The 20589-nt window shown below is 61.0% G+C and carries 20 protein-coding genes; 19 read left to right on the forward strand and 1 reads right to left on the reverse strand.

Going from position 1 to position 20589, the window contains the following annotated elements; translation table 11 throughout:
* Position 1: 1 nt before the first annotated feature.
* The 6 genes from GRX01_RS17435 (at position 2) to GRX01_RS17460 (ending at position 11197) form a co-directional block, all read left to right on the forward strand.
* Positions 2 to 838, forward strand: coding sequence for a hypothetical protein (locus GRX01_RS17435; RefSeq protein WP_159670742.1), 837 nt, complete (start codon positions 2 to 4; stop codon positions 836 to 838).
* 2 nt (positions 839 to 840) lie between these two features.
* Positions 841 to 1956, forward strand: a complete 1116-nt coding sequence (locus GRX01_RS17440; protein WP_159670745.1) for a hypothetical protein — start codon at positions 841 to 843, stop codon at positions 1954 to 1956.
* 2 nt (positions 1957 to 1958) lie between these two features.
* Complete coding sequence (locus GRX01_RS17445; RefSeq protein ID WP_159670747.1) at positions 1959 to 3080, forward strand: hypothetical protein; 1122 nt, start codon at positions 1959 to 1961, stop codon at positions 3078 to 3080.
* Positions 3073 to 5280, forward strand: a complete 2208-nt coding sequence (locus tag GRX01_RS17450; RefSeq protein WP_159670750.1) for a VirB4 family type IV secretion system protein — start codon at positions 3073 to 3075, stop codon at positions 5278 to 5280. Before GRX01_RS17445 ends, GRX01_RS17450 begins: the two co-directional genes overlap by 8 nt.
* Complete coding sequence (locus GRX01_RS17455; RefSeq protein ID WP_159670752.1) at positions 5273 to 9583, forward strand: primase-like DNA-binding domain-containing protein; 4311 nt, start codon at positions 5273 to 5275, stop codon at positions 9581 to 9583. Before GRX01_RS17450 ends, GRX01_RS17455 begins: the two co-directional genes overlap by 8 nt.
* A 351-nt stretch (positions 9584 to 9934) precedes the next feature.
* Positions 9935 to 11197, forward strand: coding sequence for a phage NrS-1 polymerase family protein (locus tag GRX01_RS17460; protein WP_201289640.1), 1263 nt, complete (start codon positions 9935 to 9937; stop codon positions 11195 to 11197).
* 543 nt (positions 11198 to 11740) lie between these two features.
* Here GRX01_RS17460 and GRX01_RS17465 read toward each other — a convergent pair.
* The gene (locus GRX01_RS17465; RefSeq protein WP_159670757.1) at positions 11741 to 11941 is read right to left on the reverse strand and encodes a hypothetical protein; all 201 of its coding nucleotides are present in this window, start codon (positions 11939 to 11941) and stop codon (positions 11741 to 11743) included.
* Positions 11942 to 12278: 337 nt separating this feature from the next.
* On the opposite strand from GRX01_RS17465, the gene GRX01_RS17470 reads away from it, so the two are divergent.
* The 13 genes from GRX01_RS17470 to GRX01_RS17530 all read left to right on the forward strand — a co-directional run bounded on the left by GRX01_RS17470 (position 12279) and on the right by GRX01_RS17530 (position 20569).
* On the forward strand, positions 12279 to 12569 hold the full coding sequence (locus GRX01_RS17470; protein ID WP_159670760.1) for a hypothetical protein: 291 nt from the start codon (positions 12279 to 12281) through the stop codon (positions 12567 to 12569).
* A complete protein-coding gene (locus tag GRX01_RS19265) occupies positions 12569 to 12892 on the forward strand; it encodes a DUF7558 family protein (protein WP_159670762.1) in 324 nt (107 codons plus the stop codon). The genes GRX01_RS17470 and GRX01_RS19265 overlap by 1 nt, the downstream gene beginning before the upstream one ends.
* 106 nt (positions 12893 to 12998) lie before the next feature.
* Positions 12999 to 13706: a DUF7437 domain-containing protein gene (locus GRX01_RS17480; protein WP_159670765.1), complete on the forward strand. Its 708-nt coding sequence runs from the start codon at positions 12999 to 13001 to the stop codon at positions 13704 to 13706.
* A gap of 9 nt (positions 13707 to 13715) precedes the next feature.
* A complete protein-coding gene (locus tag GRX01_RS17485) occupies positions 13716 to 14246 on the forward strand; it encodes a hypothetical protein (RefSeq protein WP_159670767.1) in 531 nt (176 codons plus the stop codon).
* A 674-nt stretch (positions 14247 to 14920) separates the two neighbouring features.
* A complete protein-coding gene (locus tag GRX01_RS17490; protein WP_159670770.1) occupies positions 14921 to 15784 on the forward strand; it encodes a DNA-binding protein in 864 nt (287 codons plus the stop codon).
* A 223-nt stretch (positions 15785 to 16007) separates the two neighbouring features.
* Complete coding sequence (locus GRX01_RS17495; RefSeq protein WP_159670773.1) at positions 16008 to 16934, forward strand: transcription initiation factor IIB; 927 nt, start codon at positions 16008 to 16010, stop codon at positions 16932 to 16934.
* A 100-nt stretch (positions 16935 to 17034) separates the two neighbouring features.
* On the forward strand, positions 17035 to 17922 hold the full coding sequence (locus GRX01_RS17500; protein ID WP_159670775.1) for a biosurfactant protein 1: 888 nt from the start codon (positions 17035 to 17037) through the stop codon (positions 17920 to 17922).
* Positions 17923 to 18063: 141 nt separating this feature from the next.
* Positions 18064 to 18252: a hypothetical protein gene (locus GRX01_RS19270; RefSeq protein ID WP_159670778.1), complete on the forward strand. Its 189-nt coding sequence runs from the start codon at positions 18064 to 18066 to the stop codon at positions 18250 to 18252.
* 106 nt (positions 18253 to 18358) lie between these two features.
* A complete protein-coding gene (locus tag GRX01_RS17510; RefSeq protein ID WP_321168190.1) occupies positions 18359 to 18631 on the forward strand; it encodes a DUF6735 family protein in 273 nt (90 codons plus the stop codon).
* 75 nt (positions 18632 to 18706) lie between these two features.
* A complete protein-coding gene (locus tag GRX01_RS17515; RefSeq protein ID WP_159670781.1) occupies positions 18707 to 19129 on the forward strand; it encodes a hypothetical protein in 423 nt (140 codons plus the stop codon).
* Positions 19130 to 19235: 106 nt separating this feature from the next.
* Positions 19236 to 19727, forward strand: a complete 492-nt coding sequence (locus tag GRX01_RS17520; RefSeq protein ID WP_159670899.1) for a hypothetical protein — start codon at positions 19236 to 19238, stop codon at positions 19725 to 19727.
* Positions 19728 to 19730: 3 nt separating this feature from the next.
* A complete protein-coding gene (locus GRX01_RS17525; RefSeq protein ID WP_159670784.1) occupies positions 19731 to 20096 on the forward strand; it encodes a DUF7568 family protein in 366 nt (121 codons plus the stop codon).
* Positions 20097 to 20173: 77 nt separating this feature from the next.
* Positions 20174 to 20569, forward strand: coding sequence for a DUF7567 family protein (locus GRX01_RS17530; RefSeq protein ID WP_159670787.1), 396 nt, complete (start codon positions 20174 to 20176; stop codon positions 20567 to 20569).
* Positions 20570 to 20589: the final 20 nt, after the last annotated feature.

A 20589-nucleotide genomic window follows, 5' to 3' on the forward strand; every position in this document is an offset into this window, starting at 1 on the left:
CATGACTAGAAACCACCCACACATCAGTCGGCGAACCGCCCTCCGAACAGTCGCAGGTGCCGCCCTCGTGAGCGTCGCTGGCTGTCTGAACGACAATGGCGGTTCTGGGACGCCTGGTGACGGAACGACCTCTCCAGATGGCAACGGCCCACTCACGCGTATCGCTGTTGAGGGGACAACACTCGTCGTCGAACTCTCCGAAGAGGCCGATATCGACCAAGTCAACCTCATCCAGCCGAACGGCGAGCTATTCGGGAAGCGTGACGTAGCCGCAGGTGCTCAGCAGGTCACGTTCGAGATTGGCACCGCGTATGCGCCCGGTGAGTACCGCGTACTCGCGTTGAAAGGCGAGGAGACAGTAGTTGAGACCACGACTGAACTCCGTCCCGAGATTCAGATACAGGATGTTGGACTCTATCGAAATAATCCAGATAAGCCGTGGGACGAAGTCTATGGTGAGAGCGAGACTGACCGGATCAAGAATGGCGAGGCATTCGTCACGGTAGAGAACACAGGAAGTGGTCCGGAAGCGATAACTGAACTAATCTTCTCGGAGGACGTTCCCAATCCAATTGAGAATCCCAGAGGCAGTGGGATGCACGAAACCGACCAGGTAGTGGTCTCCCCTGGCGAGACGGCCGACCTGTTCAGTAATTCGTTCCCGTTCGGTTCAGAGAGTGAGGACGGAATGGGGTGCTCCCCAGATGGTAACAGCGGCCAGTTCACGGTTATCGTCGAGACCCGAGTCAAAGGCAATCGAGTAACGAGTACCTACGATGTCCAGTATTCCGGGTCTGACGAGATGACTGACTGTGAGGTCACGATTACGGAGGCCTAACGATGGTTGATCTCATTGACGTCGTCCTTGAGGGTATCAAAGGTGTCGTTGATTGGTTCATCGGGTTGTTCATGGACGGTCTCAGGTCGGGGTATGAGACTCTGACTGAGGGAATGTTCGGAACCCCGACCCCAGAGACGAACGGAGCATTTGTCTTCGGTGAGCCGACCAATGCACCCTGGCCAGCGATCCACGATGCCCTCATCGGCGGCGAAATCATGCTGGTCGCCCTTTTGCTTCTCGTGATGAGCGTCCAGGGGCGTCACACGGTTCGGATCTTCAATATTGGAAGTACCTACGAAGCCCGAAAAACGAAGAAGACGGCCTGGGTTGGAGCCTTTCTGATTATCACATGGTACTGGGTTGGGACTCTCGCGCTCTACCTCGTCGACGGATTCACCATTGCACTGATGCCGGAGCTTTCCTCCGTAGCCTCGGCAATGCTTCAATTCTTGGGTGCAGCCATCACAAACCCAGGGCTGGGACTATTGTTCGCCGTGATTGGTGGGTTCTCGATGTGGGCGCTGGAGGCGCTGTTCTACATCCGGATGATTCTGCTCTATGTCTACCTGTACGGAATGCCGATTGCATTTGCACTGGCCTACGGAAATATTCCGGTCGTATCCGATATCGCGATGGGATTTTGCAAACGGTTTGTCCCGTTGGCTGTCCTCCCGCTCCCCGCAGCGATGGTTCTCAAGGGCTATGATCTAATCTACAGCGGTAGGACACTGACGCCAGGAACTGCGTTCCTCAAGTACCTCGTGGCTGCGTCGCTCCCACTGGTCGCCCTCTATATCACGTGGAAGACGTTCAAATACGCGACGCCGTTGACGGCCAAAGTCGTCGGTGGTGCGACGAAAGGCGCAGCACTCGTTGGCGGTGTCGCCGCTGGAGCCTACGTCGGTGGCGCCGGCGTCGCGACGACCGCCGCTCGGTGGGGGCCGAAAGCCGCCGCTGGCCACGCCGTCGCGCAAAAAGCAGCTGCTCGCGGTGGGCATGGAGGAAACGATGGCGGAACGCCGTCGTACCGTCGAACAGAGAATGACCCTGGTGGAGCGACAGCGGAATCGGCGAGTGACGACCGTGGGATGGAGTTTGATCGAGGAATCCACTAACAATGTCAGCAGATCAAGACGCGGCCGCACGGCGCATCATGGATCAGTTCGGCGAGGAGAGTCGCATCCCATATCTCAATATCGAGGAAGGAGACGTCGGCATGCTCATCGCCTTCCCCATTATTGGGCTGTTTATCGCGGGCCTCACCGGGATTGAGTCGCTTGCCCTCCCGTTCGTCGCTGGCGGGCTTGGCTTTGGCGTCGCCGTCATCTACGTCTCACCAACCCACCTGAACGCCTGGACGTGGACCAAAGACGTCTATCGGTACCTCAAACGGCCGCAGGTCACGTTCAGTGCGCCCGCCGACGCCGACACGAGTACCAACGAATCAGAGCGCAACGAGGGCGGACTCGCGAACTACACGCCGTTCAAGCCGGACGAGCGAACGCAGGATCTCACCAACATCAAGCGGGCGTGGCCGGGCGCTGGTGCCATCCAGCGTGAAGACGGCGCGATGGAGGCGTTCATCGAGATCGATCCGGCCAACATGGACTTCGCGATGTCCGACGACTGGGCGCAGCTCCAGGACGCTGGCGAAGAGTTCGCCAACAAAGAGCTGGACTCGAAGCTCAAACTCCACGCCACAACCCGTTCCTTCCCCGTCGAGCAGATCACCGAGACCATCGAAGATCGACTCACTAACGAAGACGTCACAGAGAACCCGATCTTCCGGGAACTCCTCGAAGAATATCGGGAAGCACGGCCGAAGGAGATGCGTGACCGGGGTATTCAGCAGGTCCGGTACTACATCGGCGTTGAAGTCAGTCCGATAGAGGTCTACGACCGCTTCCGCGACGAGGGCACCCCCGCAGAGAAGCTGACGCAGTTCCCCGTCATCGGGTTCCTGTTCAACCCGTTCGTGACCCGCCGCGAGGACCTCACCGACGTCGAGCGCCGTGCCCAGATGTTCGAGAAACTCGACAGTCGCGTCAACGACGTTCGCTCCGAGTTCATCCAGCAGGCGTCGGGGTGGTCCGCACGCCGGCTCAGCACGGTCGAGCTGTTCGTTCTGAATATGGACTTCTGGAACGGCCGCGAACATGACTACGACGAGGCGGAACGTGTCGTTCGCGACCAATCGATCATCGGCCACTCGCGCCGGGAGGACCCACACGATGCGTAATGTTATTCTCCAGACCGGTGGTGGTGCGCTTGGCTCCGTCGCCGGGTGGCTCCAGAATCTGACGCCAGCAGAGAGTGCAGTACTTGCCCTTGCAGTGGGTCTCGGCCTTGGCGTCGGTAGCAAGCACCTCTGGGACTGCTTCACTGCGGACGATGAACCAGACGTGGACTTCACCGATGTCCTCGACGAGGAGACACTCAAAGAAGGCGAGGCCGAACGCAAGCTCCTCGACGACATCTCCGAGTCGCACAAGACCGTCACCGCGCCCGGAGCTGTCGAGTGGGAAACGCGAGCCGCACGGGTCGGCGAGCAGTGGACAACGACACTGTACATCGCTAACTATGCCGACTATCCCAACGACGGATATCTGAGCGACCTCTTCGAGATGACCGACGTCCAGTTCGATCTGACGGCCCACATCACGCCGAAAAATCAAGAGCGGGCCCGGAACGAACTGCAAGACATCGCGGACGACCTCCAGGTCGATGCTGACCTCGAACAGAGTATCCGGAGCGCGTATCTCCAAGAGCGCGCCAACGAGGCCGCAGCGACGTACAAGGCCGTCGAGAACGGTGCGAACGTCTTCGACCAGGGGATGTTCATCACGGTCCGGGCCGACGAGAAGGACGAGCTCAGAGACGCCGTCCAGACCGTCAAGAGTGCGCTCCGCGACGACCCGGCGAACCTCACGCCGAAGACCGCAATTTGTCGGCAGGACCTCGCCCTCCAGTCCGCCGCGCCCATCGGCGACAACGAATTCGGGCGGACATCAATCGCACTCGGCGGGGCCGTCGGCGCACTGCTGTCCTCGCCGCACAACGCGACGATCCTCGAGGAGGGCGGAGTGGAGTTCGGGATTCACAAGGACAACCAGAGCCCCGTGGTCATCGACCCGTTCGCCCGGGACAACGGGTACGCGATGTTCACCGTGGGCGACACCGGCTCGGGGAAATCGTTCAGTTCAAAACAGAACTTCATCCGCTCCATCGAGCAGAGCAAGGACCGTATCGGCATCATCCTCGAGCCGTTGAACAACTGGGCGGGGGTCTCAGAGGCGCTCGACGCCAAGCGAATCACCGTCGGCGGGACGCTCGGGCTGAACCCCTTGGAGATCCGCGAGACGCCCGAACACGTCCAGCGGGCGATGGGCGAGGACGCAAGCCCATTCAACGAGAAGCTCGACGACGCCATGAGCTTCCTCACGAACTTCTTCGCGCTCCGCGGCATCTCGTTGGGCGACCGCCGGACGACGCTCGAACTCGGGCTCAAGCGGGCCTACAAGCGTCAGGGCATCACCGACGACATCTCGACGCACGACAATCCGAGTCCGACCATCCGCGAGATGATGGACGTCTTCGAGGACATGGTTGACGACCCTGAGGAGTTCGTCGTTCGATCCGACGAAGAGGCAGGGAAGATCAAAGAGGACGCGACGTGGCTGCTCGATCAGCTCCGCCCCTTCGAGGACGACGGTCGCCACGCCAACCTCGGCCAGGAGTCCGACTTCGACATTCGGGACGAGAAGGTCATCTACCTCGACCTCGCCCAGCAGGAGGGGAGCGTCGACAGCAGTACGGCGCTGACCATGCAACTGCTCATCTCGCTGGTGTACGAGCGCGCGAAAGTCTCGGAGAAGGAGGTCGTGTTCTACATCGACGAGGCGCGCTACATCATGCAGGACGCCGCGAGTCTGGCGTTCCTCGAAACAGTGTTCCGGCACCACCGCCACCACGACCTCTCGATCCGGCTGGTCACCCAGACCGTCGACGAGTTCTTCGAGCACGCCGAGAGTGAGGCCATTCTCGACCAGTGTGCGGTCAAGCAGTTCCACCGCCTCGACGGGATGGATGATGAGTGGGCCGACGAGTTCGGGCTGAACTACGCGCAGATGCGGTTCGTCCAGGACGCCGTGCCCGGCAACGAGGACGCCGGCTTCTCCGAGGCCCTCGTGGGCGTCGACGGCGAGTGGCGCGGCATCCAGGTCAAAGCGATGCCCAAAGAGAAGCAAGTCATCGACTTCGAGCCAACCGAGCAACGGCGATCCTCGCTCCCTGGTACTGGCGAGGATGCTGTAGACGCGGACGTGCAGGCGTTCCAAGACGATATTGAAAGCCGAGCGACCGACAACGGACAACGCCCACCAGAGCAGACGCCAGCAGAGACTGATGGTGGCGCAGCGGGAGGTGACGAGGATGCGTGAGTACCTTCGCGTGACGCCAACCTCCGAACGGCTCACTCCGGAGCGTCTGCCGCAGGCACTGGAGAGCCTCCACAAACTGACCTCAACGGACTCGGCAGGGCTAGCTGACAAACTCAACCCGCTACATAGCGACACACCGCTACGCTTCGAATTCCTCGCGCTCAGTGAGGGGAAAGATGACCCCGTCGAATTCTACTACGGTGCAGACGACCACTTGGATACCCTTGAGAAACGGCTCCGGTCGATCTATCCCGAGACATTCGATATCGAGCGCACCGAGGTCGACATCGCATCCCGACTCGTACAGCCTGTCGAATTCGACCGCGAGACATTCGTTGAGCACTATGAGTCAGGCGAGCTCACGTACGAATTCGGCCCTGACGAGCAATACGAGAGTGGCACTGACGACAACAATCAAGCGGGGCCAGGGGATGCCGAATCAGTCGCGGATGGAGGAACGGTCGGCGACCAGTTTCCCGACCACTTCATTGAGATTGGCGATACTGCCCTCGAACTCGCCCCACCAGATGCGATTCCCGAGGATGAGCCACTCACGACGCTTGCCAAACCAACGGTAACATCGGAGGGGAGGATACTCGCCCGGCCAGCGACCGAATCTGTCTCCCCACTCGGCGTGCGGTGGCAGGGGTCGGCGACTCGGAAGCAGGACTGGATGACCTCACTCTCGCCATTTACTGCCGACGACGAAGCAGAACTCCCCGCGGTCGATCAGCCAGGGGGTGCGCTCGCGTCGCTCGTCGACCACCTGATGGAGGCGACAGCACCAGTAGCGTTCCAAGTCGTCTTCCAACGACGCGAGAGCTGGCAGTCCGATGCCGACCTTCGCAAAGAAGATGTCATCGACGGACGGGACACACTCGCCCAGGAGATTATTGGCTCCCTTTTCGAACTCGACGATCGGTCGGAGAGTCGGGATAGAAACCAGCTGAGCGACGCGGTTGCAAAACGTGTCGCAGCAATCGAGGCGAAAAATCCGAAGCGCTCGTTCACCGCGAACATCCGAGCAATCGGGATTCCATCTGATAGTGACGGTCGCGATGATCTCGGTGAGCGAATGCAATCACTGGTCCCGGTATTCGACCCGCTTGACGGGCCGTACTACCAGGTTGCAGCCGAACGAATACGTGACAGCGGCTTGCGGGCAGCCACAAAAGAACGGAACGCACGAGCGGCGCTGCAGCGGCTCTTGGATCGTGAGATCACGACCGGTCGTGGGACGACCCGACCGGAGTTCGTCCTGAGTGGTCGAGAACTCGCGCACTTCGTACTCGTCCCCTCCTCGGAGCAGCTTACTGTCGAGGGGGCACGTGGGACGCGTGCGGAACAGCAGAGTCGGAATCCGTTGCCCCGTCCGCACCAGGACCTTATGGGTGAGTTCCGAGACGGGATGGCAATCGGGTATGCCCTCGACGACACCGGCGAGGCCGAAGACGTGCCGACACACATTCCACCCGGACTGTTGCCCACTCATTACGGCCGGTTCGGAACAACCGGCTCTGGGAAATCGAAAGCCCTCATCAACGATATGCTGTCGCTGTACGACAACACCGAGGGTCCGACGATCCTCATCATCCCGAAGAACGACGATATGGCCCAGAATTATATGCGGGCTCACGCGCGTCAGTTCGGAATGACCGACCTCGAAGAGAACGTCGTCCACTTCACAATCCCGGACGTGCTCCCCGGGTTCTCGTTTTTCGATCTCGAACCGTCGATGGAGAGCGGACGGCGCCGCGAAGACGCCGTCCAACGGAAGGCCGACCACTACGAAGAGATTTTGAAGCTCGTGATGGGAACCGACCGCTACGAGCGGGCGACTGTGGCCCCGACTCTCATCAAGACGCTCATCAAGGCACTATTCGACGAGGAATACGGGCGTGAAAACGGGCTGTACCGAGCGTCGACGGACTACTTCGCCCACCGACAGCTCGAACACGTCGTCGACCAGCTCTGGGAGGCCGGGCCACCGAACGAGAACATCGGCGACGCCCCACGGTCGAGCGACGAGGAAGTCACGCGGACGATTCGACGGCAGCTCCAGTTAGATCCAAACACCTTCGCGAACGTGATGGGTGGTGTCGGAAACCGCCTTGCGTACATTTCACAGGATACGCACCTGCGGCAGATCTTCAACAATACCGAGAACCAGTTCGACTTTCGGGATGTCCTCGACGAGGATACGGTCATCCTCTTCGACCTCGGCGACCTCCGCGACGACGCCGCCCGGATCATGACCGGTGTGATCCTGACCAATCTCGATGCAGCTCTCAAGGACCGCAAACAGGCCCTCTCCCAGCGCTCGGACGACTACGTCGTGAACTTGCTCGTCGACGAGGCAGCGTCGGTCGTGGTCTCCGACATCATGAATGATCTCCTCGAGAAAGGCCGGGGATTCCGGCTCTCTGTTGGCCTGTCGATGCAGTTCCCCGAACAGATGGAGGCTGAAGGTGGGCGGAAGATCTACCTGAATGCTCTGAACAACATCGGCAGTTCACTCATCGGGAAAATCAACGTCGACCGGGAACTGGCGCGAGCGATGGCCCACGAAGAGATGGACCCCGCAGATTTCGCCAATCGGATCCGTTCGTTGCCGCGCGGAGAGTGGATCGCCAGCTTACCAAGCCCGACGTTCGGTGAAACGGGGCCGTATCCGTTCAGTCTCGAACCACTCCCGATTCCACCGGGCCACCCCGAGAGCGAATCCCCGCTCACTGAGCGTGAAGAGGCGCAGTTCACTGAGACCCTCTCCTCGATGCACGAGCACATCAGTGACGAACACGGCGTGCCGGCCGCAACAGACGCCTCAACAACGAGAACACCGACCGACGGACACGAGGTGCTCGATATCGGGAGCGACGACCTGGACGTTGCGATTGCGAAGGTGGTTCGGAGTCTTCAGCTCCAAGAGGGGTGCCGCGAGGAGAACGGCTGGGTGGCCGTTGAAGCAGTTGACGACGAACTCAGACGGCACTTCGACGACGTCGACGCCGAGCCGCCGTCGTATGATGCACTCGCGGACATCCGAGAACGATCACGATACCTCGATACGACCGTCGATGTCGACGCCGACGAGCTCCGCATCCGGCTCACTGACGCCGGAGAAGAGGTCGCGACACCCGATACTGGTAGCGTGCAGGCCGCTGGTGGGAGTGTCCACGACGCAGCACTCCTCCAGATCGAAGAAGAACTCACTGCACTCGGTTTCACCGTCTCGATCCTCGCACAGGATGGCAGCGAGAAACCTGACGCGAAGGCGAGCCACCCCGACGTTGCCGACCGATTCGCCATCGAAGTCGAAACGACGACACCTGAGAATCCCGCAAAGGTGCTCACGAACCTCCGGAAAGCCCAAGAGGCAGGGGATATCCCGCTGTTTGTCGTTCGACCAGGAAACGACGGAACTGAGTGGGCCAAGCGTGTCGACGGTATTCTCACACCACCCGTCCGTACCCTCCAGAATGGTGAGACGCGGTTCTACACCACTGACTCGAATCTCACGTTCAACGGCGGGGCAACCGAAGAAGGTGGAGTGACGGCCGTCCGCCCGGCGACCGACGACGAGAACGGGGCCCAGAACATCTGGCAGCGTGATGGCGACGAAATCGTCCTTTGTGATGCCAACGAGACGGAACATATCCGCCTCCCGTCGCTTGGAAAACTCTCGAAAGATCGTGTTCCAGCCATCTACAGCTACGACCACGCTGCCGACGAGTACGTCGTATACGAGCACGGTGAGCAACACATCTACGAGACGAAATCGACGTTCGAGGACGACTGGGTGCGTGTCAAGAAGCCATTCGTCCCCGAAGCCGAACTCCCCGTACCAGACTACACACGTTCGACGTACGGCATCGTGATCCTCCACGATGAGGCGGAATTGGTCGTGTATGAAGACGGTGAGAAGCGGCCACTCTCGACAATCACTAACGGAACACTCCGTCCCGCATCGCCCGAATCAGCGGCCGCTGACGAGCCACTTAGTCAGACAGACCAGGCAGATGAGACAGTCGAGGAAGACCAATCGCCACCGTCGTTCGAATCGTTCGTCGACGAATATCTTGTCGAAGATGCGGATGAAGCCGTGCCGAAAGATGACGTATTCGGCCTCTACAACGACTGGGCAGAGGCACACGGCATCGACGATCCGCTGAATAAGAGCTGGTTCACACGGAAGCTCAACACCCATATCGAGGTAGACTCCACGAAGAAGCGAATCGACGAGGAACCCGTCCCGCATTACACTGGTGTCCGCATCCGGTCTGAAGAGGACTTTCAGCCATGAAATGGACGTACACGGTCCAATTCCCGATATCATCGGGACTTCTTGAGACCTGTTCCACCCAAGCTGAATCATGACCTCATCCAATCAAACTCGAAGGTCGGAAATCACCCGATGGCGGCATGTTCCACCCAAATCCTCAATGGGTGGAACACTAACGAGCTTGGCGGAATGGGTGGAACACGCTCACGTCCAGCGGTTTGCAACCAGCCATAGTGAGTGTTCCACCCAACAACCAACTAGGATAGAACGGGGGGTCCCCGTTGGGACCAAGGGATTGGATCGCGACCAACAGCAGCGTGAGTTCTGTGCTGGCTCAGAGCCAGTGAGAGCCATACGAGGTGCTACGTGAGGATGAGTGAGCCTATGATCGGCGAGCCGGAGGCGATTCCGGAGACGTTACGCGAACGCGACCAGTGGGTGTGCTGGCGAGAAGAGGAGCGAGACGGCAAACCGACAAAGATTCCGGTGACGCCAGGGGCTGGGGGGTTCGCATCAGCAACCGAGTCAGAGACCTGGGCGAGTTTCGGGGCGGCACTCGACTACACCGAGACGGAGTATGCCGACGGCGTCGGGTTCGTGTTTACTGACGACGATCCCATCGTCGGCGTCGATCTAGACGACTGCCGCGATCCCGAGACAGACGATGTCGACGACGCGGCGTTGGACATCATCAGGCGACTCGACTCCTATACGGAGGTGTCACCGTCCGGTACTGGCTATCATGTCCTGATCACCGGCGAACTCCCCGACGGGCGGAACCGTCGCGGGAGCGTCGAACTGTACGACACGGCACGCTTTTTTACCGTCACTGGCGATCACGTCGAGCGGACACCCACTCGCGTTGCACGCCGACAGGACGCGGTCACAGCGATTCACCGCGAATACGTCCAGGACACCGAGCGTGACACAGCATCCGAGTCCGAACAGCGTGGTGGCGCTGACCCCCGGTCACCGACGACCGATGCAGCTGACGTTGACGTCGACCTCGAAGACGAGGACCTCCTCGAGAAAGCGCGAAACGCATCCAACAGCGAGAAGTTCGAGCGGCTCTGGAACGGGAATACGGTCGGCTACGACAGTCAGTCCGAGGCCGACATGGCGCTGTGCTGTTTGCTGGCGTTCTGGACCGGTGGCGACCAGACGCAGATGGAGCAGCTGTTCCGCCAGTCGGGATTGATACGAGAGAAGTGGGACGAGGTTCACTACGCTGACGGGTCGACGTACGGCGAGAAGACCATCGAGCGAGCGATTGCGACCACGTCGGAATTCTACGACCCGGACGCCGGCGACGATACCGCAGATCCTCACGGCCCACCTGACAGGGTCACTGCTGGTAGTACGCCTGACGAGGCAGACAGGAGTCGTACGTACCTGGCGGAGAAAAACCGCTTGTTGAGCGAGCGCGTCGACGAACTCGAGGCAACACTCGAACAGAAGACTGAGCGGATCGAGACCCTCGAAGCAGAGATCGAACGCCTCACCGACGAACTCGCAGCCCGTGACGGGGAAACTGAGCAGTCCCAAGAGGAAGACTCCGGTACTGCGAGCGAGACCGGTGATGACCCAGAGCCAGCCTCTATGTTGCGTCGATTCTTCGGTGGTCGGTCTGAGTAGCAGCGGGGACTGAAACGTCAGGACAATCATCCCTGTCTGAGGAAACTACTTCCAGAGCCCTGGTTCCGGGAACGGAGGCGGATTACCCAACGCGCTCGTTATATCGTGCTCCATCCCCCACCCACCGCCCCCGGCGCCCGGTGACGATGACTCCTGTCGGTTGACCATCGTGATGCCCTGCGACTCGGTCTCGACGAGGCCGAAGAGTAGATCGCAGAACTATGTACGAGTAGACAATTCCTCCGCAGTAGCGTTTATCGCGCCGACCAAGGGTGACGGCGCTCAGCGCGATGGGCACCACCACGAGAGCCGTCGTGGTGTCCAGTCTGGTGTCAGCTGAGTGCAGTCACAGGTGAGTCCATGTCTACGTTCAGTAACTCAGAGGCAGCCAGTGCATCGCCGTCAGAAAACCACACGAGTCCATCGAGAGATACGGAGGATACAGATTCGCAGCCATCGTGGTCAGACGATGCAAGCAGCGAGGATGGAACGCCAACGCTCCGAATGAACCAATGTCCGGAGTGCGGAGCCCGTCGCTTCGTCTCAAAACTTCTCGTGTACGAGGTCACCGGCTACGATGAGGGCGGCGAGCAAGAGTTCCGCCGCCAGCACGTCCGGGCAGAGTTCGAATACACCTGCAGCGAGTGCCAGTCGATACTCCGGACGCTTCCCGCAGATCGCCGCGACTACTACGACGAAGTCGCGGTCCTCGAAACGGAACGGCGGGCAGCCCTCCGTGATCAACTCCGCCAACTGGGGCAGCGGTGCTGGCGGCGTCTCGCAGCGCGAACGACGTGGCTGGCACTCGTACTCGTTACACTCGTGACCGGGCTCGTGATCGCACTCTAACAGCCCGAAGGAAGAGAGCTTCCTCGCTATCGACTCTTGCAATCCACCGGAATACGCAGGGGGTTATCGACGGTGGAGAGTTAGCCCATCAGCAGCAGGAGAGGTACGGTTCGGCGTACGTGCCCAAGAAGAGCAGGGCGCAAACGACCGGGCGAGCTGACTGCCCGTGATCGTCGTTCGCGCCCGCAAAGGAGCGAGGCGCGCTCGAAGCGCGTCCAGAGCGTGAGCGTCCATGACTGGATCTGATATCCTCGACGACACGACAGACGACTACGAACGGCTCGAAACCGAACTCGTTGCCCAAGACCGGGATGCGGCCCGGGTCTCGACATCGGACATCAACGAGCGGAGTGCCCGTCATCTCGTTGATGAACTCATCGAGGACGATGTGGTGACACCGGTCCCAGACCAGCGAGTCCTCGTTCACGATCCCAGTGGTGAGGGCTTCGACTCAATCATCCAGCTCGCCGTCTTCCATCGCGGCTGGACGGCCGGCCGCGACGCCAACGCGGAGGACGACTGATGCAACAGACGCTCGCTGGGTGTGCCTTCTGCGATTCACCGCCCGGTGCAGAGATGGGCGAGGCGCATACCTGGGGAAAAGACGAACGGGTGACACACCCCATCTGTGTCGACTGTACGCTCCAGGAGCGGGCTGATCCCAAGAAGCGCGATCACCACGCCTGTGAGGGGTGTGGCCTCGTCGTCGACGCCCTCGCGGCACTCACTCGCTTTCGCGTCGAACTCGGCCATCTCGAGGGGACACTCCAGCTGTGTGCGCGATGTAGTCCTGACGGGCCCGCGACATACTGGACGCGAGATCTCGACTCACACGTTGTCGAGTAGCCGTTCAATTCGGTGGAGCGTCTCTCGGCGTCCATTCACATAAGGCCAGTAGTGTATCACTCGCCACACCGGTAGTGTGAAGTACACGGACTTCGAACTAATTGCTATGACTCCTGATCGCGATCACATTCGTCCGGATGGTGGAATCGGCACGCTGAACCCGCCACCAATCGACGTACTAAACGAAGAAACGCTCGAACCGGAGACGCTGGCCGAGAACGCGCCCCGACTCGAAACAGTCGTGGAACTGCTCAACCGCCCAGCACTCGCTCGCGTTTACGTCTACATCTGCTACTGGGGCCCGGTCGCTCCTCCCGAAATCATGGAGGCGCTCGATCTCTCGAAATCGACTACTTACGAGTACGTCGATCGGCTGGTCGACCTCGGCCTCGTCGACCGCGACGATTCGACGCGTCCCCAGCAGCTGACCGCCGACCCGATCATCATCGTCGAGCAGTACGTCCCGATCGTCATCACGCCAACCGTCCTCCACGCCCTCGCGCTCCAAGAGGTCGACGAGGATGTCGAGTACTTCGTGGACCGGTACGGCCTCGGGAAGCTCATCGCCGCGTTGCGCGGCGCCGGGCTCCACTTCGCGGGGACGACCACCCAGCGGATGGTCGCCAGCGACATCGACGTTCGCGAGACGGAAGCGATGATGATCATCTACGCGCTCAAACCCGCGCTGGCCGTCGGCCGGGAGCACGATCCATTCTTCGAGTACCTGTTCCCGGATGTGCATGACGAGATGGACCTCCCCGATCTCGACGAGATGGCTGACGCCCCGCCGGACTCGTCGGACCCCGATAGGTGAGTCCGTCGGATGGGTCGAGACACGCCATTATCGGGTGACCAAGATGTCCTGGTCGATGCGAATATCTTCTACGCGATCGGCCAGCCCTCGAATCCACAGTACCAACGATTCCGAACCGCAGTCCAACACGCCGGCGTCGTCTGCAAACTCCCAAGACGTGTGATCGGTGAACTCGGTGGCCCAGAGACGGACCGTGTCCGGACGGCACTCGACGAGGGCTGGGCTGAAATCATCGACACACCCTCACCGACTGATGGGGACGCTGTCGCAGCAAGCGATATCGCCAGACGAACCATCGCGAACGAAACCGACCAAGCCGAACACGAAGTCGAGAAGACGGACGCAATTCTTGCAGGGCTAGCCATCCAGTACGTCAGAGACCGCTCGACAACGGGTGTTGTTGTACTCACAGACGATCAGCCGGCCAGGAAGGGAATCGAGAACGCCGTTCGAGCGCAGGGGTACACGGATGCGATCACGGTCTACGGATTGGCGGACATCATCGGCGACGATCCCGGCGACTCGATGCGGCTGATCTAGGTCGAGTGGTGGCCATCATTCCGAAAGCCCTCGGCCGCTCGGCATCCCGCGCCCCACGCTGCGCTCCTCGTTCCTGTGGTGCTAGCGGGGTCGGGGGACGGCCGAGACGGCCTCGCCCTTTCTAAGTCCGCCAGGATATCGGCTGTGTCATTGAGCGTCGGGCTCGGTTGACCAGTGGTTCTCTACGGCCCGCCCCGCGCGCCGCGTTCCGCCCTCCGCGTCGCTCGCGACCGACCATTCCGGGCGTGCGGGCGCTCTCCGCACCGCCCGCGCCCGTTCCGGGCTAAAATGCATGTGCCCTCGGCGCCAGCGGGTATCCCCGTCGGTTGCGCCCCTTGCGGGCTTTCGCGTTCCAGCGCTTTGTGCCGCCTGCGCTGTCGCGCGCCACACCGCGGCGCGCGTTCTCGGCGACAGTCGCCCTGGACACGGACCCGCACATCGGGCCGGACACGAGCGGGCATATCCCGCTGGCCGCTCGCTCCGGGCGGGTCGGCGCGCGGTGCTGGATGGTCGTCCGCCTCAGGCGCGCTCTCGCTCGCGCCCATAGGGCGCTCGCGAAGGCGCGAGCGAGAGCGCGCAGACGAGTCTGTCGGTTGTTGTCGTCGAGGAAATCCGCGATGTTGTAGCATCGCGGTGTCGGGCGCGTGAGCGCCTTCAGGAACCGGTGAGTTCCAATGTCAAGTAAGAACGTCTCCAGTGAAGTAGTTTCGGTCGATGAACAGGCTTTCGAGAAACACGATGACGTCGAGGTCGACGAGGACGGATTCGAGGTCGTCGACGAGACCCCGGAGTTCCGGGCGACGGTCGACATGGAAGTGCAGGCGAAAGTCGATTCCAACCATCCAGACGCGCGGGTCGAGGAAGGCCCGGATCATCTGTTCGGGAAGACCCTCGAACAGGAAGAGCGCATCGAGGCCCGGGAAGCCGAGCTGGAGCACATCAGTGCCCAGGCGGAACTCAGTCAGCAGGAGGGACGCGCGAAGCGGACGCGAGAGGTCGTCGTCGAGCAGTGTGGCCGAGACGAGCCCGAACCGGTGGAGCGCACGGATCCCCGAGAGAAGCTGACGCAGGAAGAACTCGCGGCGGTGAACAAGCAGGCGATGCGGATCAGCGACGAGGTTCAGGGCGGCTGGTCGAGAGCGGTCGTCGCGAAGCAGTTGGCCGAGAAGGTGCAGCGCGGAGAGGACGTGACCAAGGCGGTGCTGGAGACGTTGGAGGAACTGAAGGCGGTGCCAGGTGCAATCGTGCCCATCGCGGATGTGCCGGACGTGCCCGTCGGGGAAGTGACGGTCCAGGGTGAAATTACCGAACTCTGGACTCCAAGTGACAACTCGATTCAACAAGTCGGGCTCATCGAAGACGAGAGCGGGCGAACGAAATTCACGGTTTGGGAGAAGAGCGGGAAAACGGTGGTTCGAGAGGGGCAGACGGTCAGATTCAGAGCGGTCAAGAAGAACTGGTACCAGGGCCGGTGCAGTCTCGCGATCACGGGCTGGTCGAGGATCGAATTCCCAGATCGCGGCCGCTGGTGGGAATAGCCGAGGCGACGCGCCCTTTTTTGCTGGTGTGTACGCGGTCACCGCCACCTCCCACCACCTCCACGGTCCGGGCTGCTCACGGCGCACAGCGCCGTTGCGCGGCCGGGCTTTCGCCACTGCAGTCATCGGTATCAGCGCCGTCCTCCGTGGTGTGTATTTGCCCCCTAATGGGTGAGGGGAATTCCGAGAGGCGCGATTTGCGTGTATCCCCTCGTGTGTATTCATGGCAACCAGAGACGTCTACGAGACGGCGTTCGACGAAGACGTCCAGACGGAATCGAGTGCGAACCAGTGTCCCGAGTGCGACGGCCGGGTCACCACCAATGCGATTGAAACCGTCTGCGAGGAGTGTGGGCTCGTCATCGACGAGCAGCGGATCGACCACGGGCCTGAGTGGCGAGGGTTCGACGAAGACGAACGGGAGCGTACGGGCGCTCCGTTGACCGCGGCACGGCACGATCGAGGGTTGTCGACGGAGATCGGCCGCGGGACCGATGCGAACGGGAACGAACTCTCAGGACAGAAGCGACGGCGGCTCGCTCGGATGCGGCGTGAACAGACCCGCGGGCGATTTCAGTCGAAAGCTGAACGCAACCTCGCACACGGGCTTAGTGAAACCCGCCGGATCAGTAGTGCGCTCGAACTATCCGAGACGACCCGTGACCAGGCCTGCCAGCTCTTCCGCAGCGCTCAGAACGAGGACCTCCTGCAGGGCCGGTCGATCGAGGCGATGGCCGCCGCGAGTGTCTACGGGACGTGTCGGTGTAACGGGCGGCCGCGAACGCTCGACGACATCACCGAGTCGGCGCGCGTCGAGCAATCGCGGGTGACGAACGCATACACGACGCTGAATACGGAACTTGGCCTGCCAGCCCAGCCCGTGACGCCGAGTGCGTTCGTTCCGCGGTTGGCCTCGGAGCTCGACGTCTCAGATCAGATCCGGCAGCGGGCTCGGCAGCTGGCGGAAGCATCCGAATCGACCGGAGCAACCACGGGGGTTCGACCATCCGGGTTCGCCGCAGCCTGTCTGTACAAAGCCGGACGCGAAGACGGGCGGTGGCTCACCCAGTCGGACATCGCTGAAGTAGCGAACGTCTCGGTGGTCACCGTGCGGACCCACCGCGACACACTGGACGACTTAGCTGTCTAACGCCCACACTGCTGATTTTCGGTTGTATATCTGTAGTCTAATTGGCGTGAGAGCCATTGTTTAAATCCGAAGACGAAGCATGATACGGCCAGATCGCTCTATGACCGACCAGTACGCCGACTACGAAGCCCTCCGACCGCTTGGCGAAGCGACCCACGTTCCCGACGACCAACTCGCCAGTAGTAGTGGCGAGCCCCGGCGGCAACGCTCTGGTGGCGTCGACACGGACTATCCAGACGGCCCGACAGCAGATGAGACCGAGTGCGCTTCCTGTGGAGCGTCAATCCCCGCTGGCCAGTCGAAGTGCCGGTTCTGTCTCACGAACCATCTCGAAGGAGCCGACGATCAGGACACATCGACTGCCGAAACGACTCTCCTCCACGTCATCCACATAATCGTTGAGGCGTCGACGTTCTACGGCGCCGTCGGGAAGGGATCTGCTGCGGCGACCCTCCTCGCGAAGGCAGATGATGACCCAGTCGTCGATGACTGCAAGCTAATCTATGATCTCGACGAGGAACCGGCCCCACAGCTTGTCGATCAGTGGCCCTCGCTCCCCTCGGCGACACGGGTCACGTCTGAATGTGGTACTCAGCTGCTCGCGTCCGCTCGCAATAAGACACCGCCGACAGAGACGACGACGTCGTGTCATGACGGCGAACACGCGACGTTTCTCTACGACGAAACCGGGAGCGCGGTTCGCACCGAAGAGGGTCTTGCAAACCTTCGTGAGGACGCAGACAACGACCTCTGGCTGGTGCCAGCGATTGCGCTCCAGGAATCCGTTGACAAGACCGATACCGAACAGCCACGACGCGAGCGCCCAAACAGGACTCACCTCGAGTGTCGGGAATGTGATCGGGAGACTAAGCATCGATTCCGCGAACTCAAGGCTGTCCCCGATGACGATTGGACCGGGCAGCCCATGTGGGAGTGTCAGCGGTGCGGGACACCTCGCTATGGACCCGAACCAGAAGCCGATCAATAGAGACGGAGTCAGTTTAACCAACGAACCCTGATATCGACTCGTTCTGTTGGTTAACTAGAGGTCAGTTCGTGATCACTCCCAGACTGCCCCGCTGACAGCTCGCCGGTGTTTTTCGCGCCGGAAATTGGCGGAGGCGCACACATGGACCCACGAGACACCCCCGGCTATCGACTCCACCGCGCGCTCAGCAGCCTCACCAGTATCGATATCGACCAATTGGAGCCCGCTGATCGAGAGCGAATTAGTACCGCGACGACGCTCCTCGAGCAGGTGGATGTTCTCACCCAACCGAATACGATGAGGGACGGTGACGTCCACGGAGAATCCTGACAGCTCGACGCGTCGGCAGCGAAGCGTCCTGTGGCCGTCACAGCGTGAGCGGTTGTTCGCCCCCTGAAGGGGTGCGGGGGCGCGAGACCGCTCCCGAGAACAACCCATGGCAACACTCCAAGCCGCAACGACATCGACCGGCGCGCTCGCGACGGTACGCTGGTACGACGGCGAGCCGGTCGGCGACGGCCACCTGCAGGGACAGTTCGCGGCCCTCAAAGACATCGTCGGCGATATGCTCGACAAAGGCGTTTTCACGCCGTCGAGGGCGAGACAGTACCTGAAACGGAAGCTCAGCGAGTGGGTCGGAGACCGACAGGAACTGCTCATTCCGACCGGGGAATCACCCTTCGAGAAGGCGGGTCTGAACCGTTCATAGACCAGGACTGCGTCGAACCAGTTGCTGTTTTTCAGGGGCGAAGAGAACCGAGCCCCTCTATGGGCTCGTGATTCGATGACCCAAGAAGCAGCAGATGATCCATTCGACGATTGCGAGTTAGACCCCGACGCGATCCTCGGGACACACATCTTCAAAGACGTCCTGTTCACCGACGACACGGAAACTCCGGTGAACGTGTTGACCGGCGAGACACCGGCACATTCGCAAGCGACCGTCGAGGAAGCGAAGGAGTTCGCTGCGAGTATTGACGCCGACACGCCACAAATCGCACTTCCGGCGTCAGTCGAAACACAGATCGAGACCCAGAGCAAGCCCTACACGGCGGCTGCGTTCTTCCACTTCAAGGCGACTGGCTCGCTCAAGCGTCACCGCGCCTACCACGCCGCATACGACTCGGATGCGTTCACCGTCGACTTCGAAGCTGACTACGAGTCCGGGAATCTGACCATCACAGTCGACCGAGCGAACGAGTCCTAAGAATCGACCGCTTGTCAGGGTTTTTCGAGCGCCGGCGATGGGTGCCGGCGCAGCAGGAGCGAGCGAGCAATCATTCCCGGTGCGTCGGCGCTTCGAGGTGTTCGAGATGCACATGGTAATTTACGCCCTGGTAAAAGAATCGACCCACGACGACGCACTGGCCACCGGAAAGACGGTGTTCGACCGCCTGGTCGGCGCGGACCCACACGCCGGCGCCGTCTTCGACTACTACGTCTGTTTTGATGAGGAGGACACGTCCGTTGCGGGGAAGGCACGATGGGGTGAGCTCCCGACGGCGGTTCCTGTCGACTCCGATGACGGCCAGGATCTCCTCGAGCGTGGCTGGGAAGCGACGAAAGAGGAGTTCGAGCGCAATCTCGAACGGGTGAGGGAGGCACTCGATGAACTCTCTGACGAGGAGATCATGCGCGACGAAGAACTCGCTCGGCACGCCTTCCACCAGGTCGGCGCCTACGATGGGCCAACGATCTTCCAGTACAACGAATATGCGAACGGTATCCGTCACCGTGAGCAGCTGGATCGAGTGCTGGAGGAGAGCGAGGAGCTTTGGATCGTGCCCGCCGACGTCCACTTCTAACAGATGGGTCGAATCACAAACTGGAAGCGCGAAAGTCGCACGCCCACACTCGCATACCGGAATACCGAGACCGGAGCTCGGGCTGTCCTACACCGAGCACCGGACTCGTACCGCTACAAGTGGCGTGGCGCAATCCTCGTCGACGGCTATCCAGTGTGGTCGCGGGGGTATGAGACGAAGGACGCGAAATCGTTCCGTGACGCGCTCCGGGAACGACCAGCGCCCGAACTGAGTTGTCCCGAATGTCCGAACAGCGATGTGGCAATCGGCGGAAAAACGGCTGACTGCGCGAAGGTTCAGCGTTGGTTCGAGTGTCGGAGCTGTGGGTACGAAGCATCCTCAAGAATCGTGTACGGCGCCGAGCGCTGATTGATTGGTGTGGATCTACGGTGACGTTTATTTTGGGCCGGAATGGGTGGCCCGTCTCAATCGGGCCAGATCCATAGATGAGTCTGGAAGTCATCGACCGCCACAGCGAAGCACTGTTCGAGTTCCTCTGGTGTCCCGTCTGCGGGCACGAGGTATTCAGTCACATTCCGTTCGAAGGTGTGTTCTGCAAGAACTGCAACACGCAGGTCGAACTCCAAGAATCCCGAGAGACACGCGGCTACGAGGAGGCCGTCCTCGCCTGCTTCGACACCTACTCGACGTGGAACCTCCACGTCGACGAAAAGCTCCGTCGCGACCTACCCGATGGGTCGGCACGGGTGAAGATCCTCGGCGCACCGGGTGCCTACGAGGTCGACTGGTGGAGTCCAGCACCGGGAGAAGACTGGCAGCCAGTCGAACGAGGCGAGTTCGACGATGTCGACGAGCCAGCCGAGGTCTCCCATCTCGCGTAGGGGAAAGTAGTTCCTGTGGC

This window comes from Halobaculum saliterrae, assembly GCF_009831625.1.
GTDB classification, from domain to species: domain Archaea; phylum Halobacteriota; class Halobacteria; order Halobacteriales; family Haloferacaceae; genus Halobaculum; species Halobaculum saliterrae.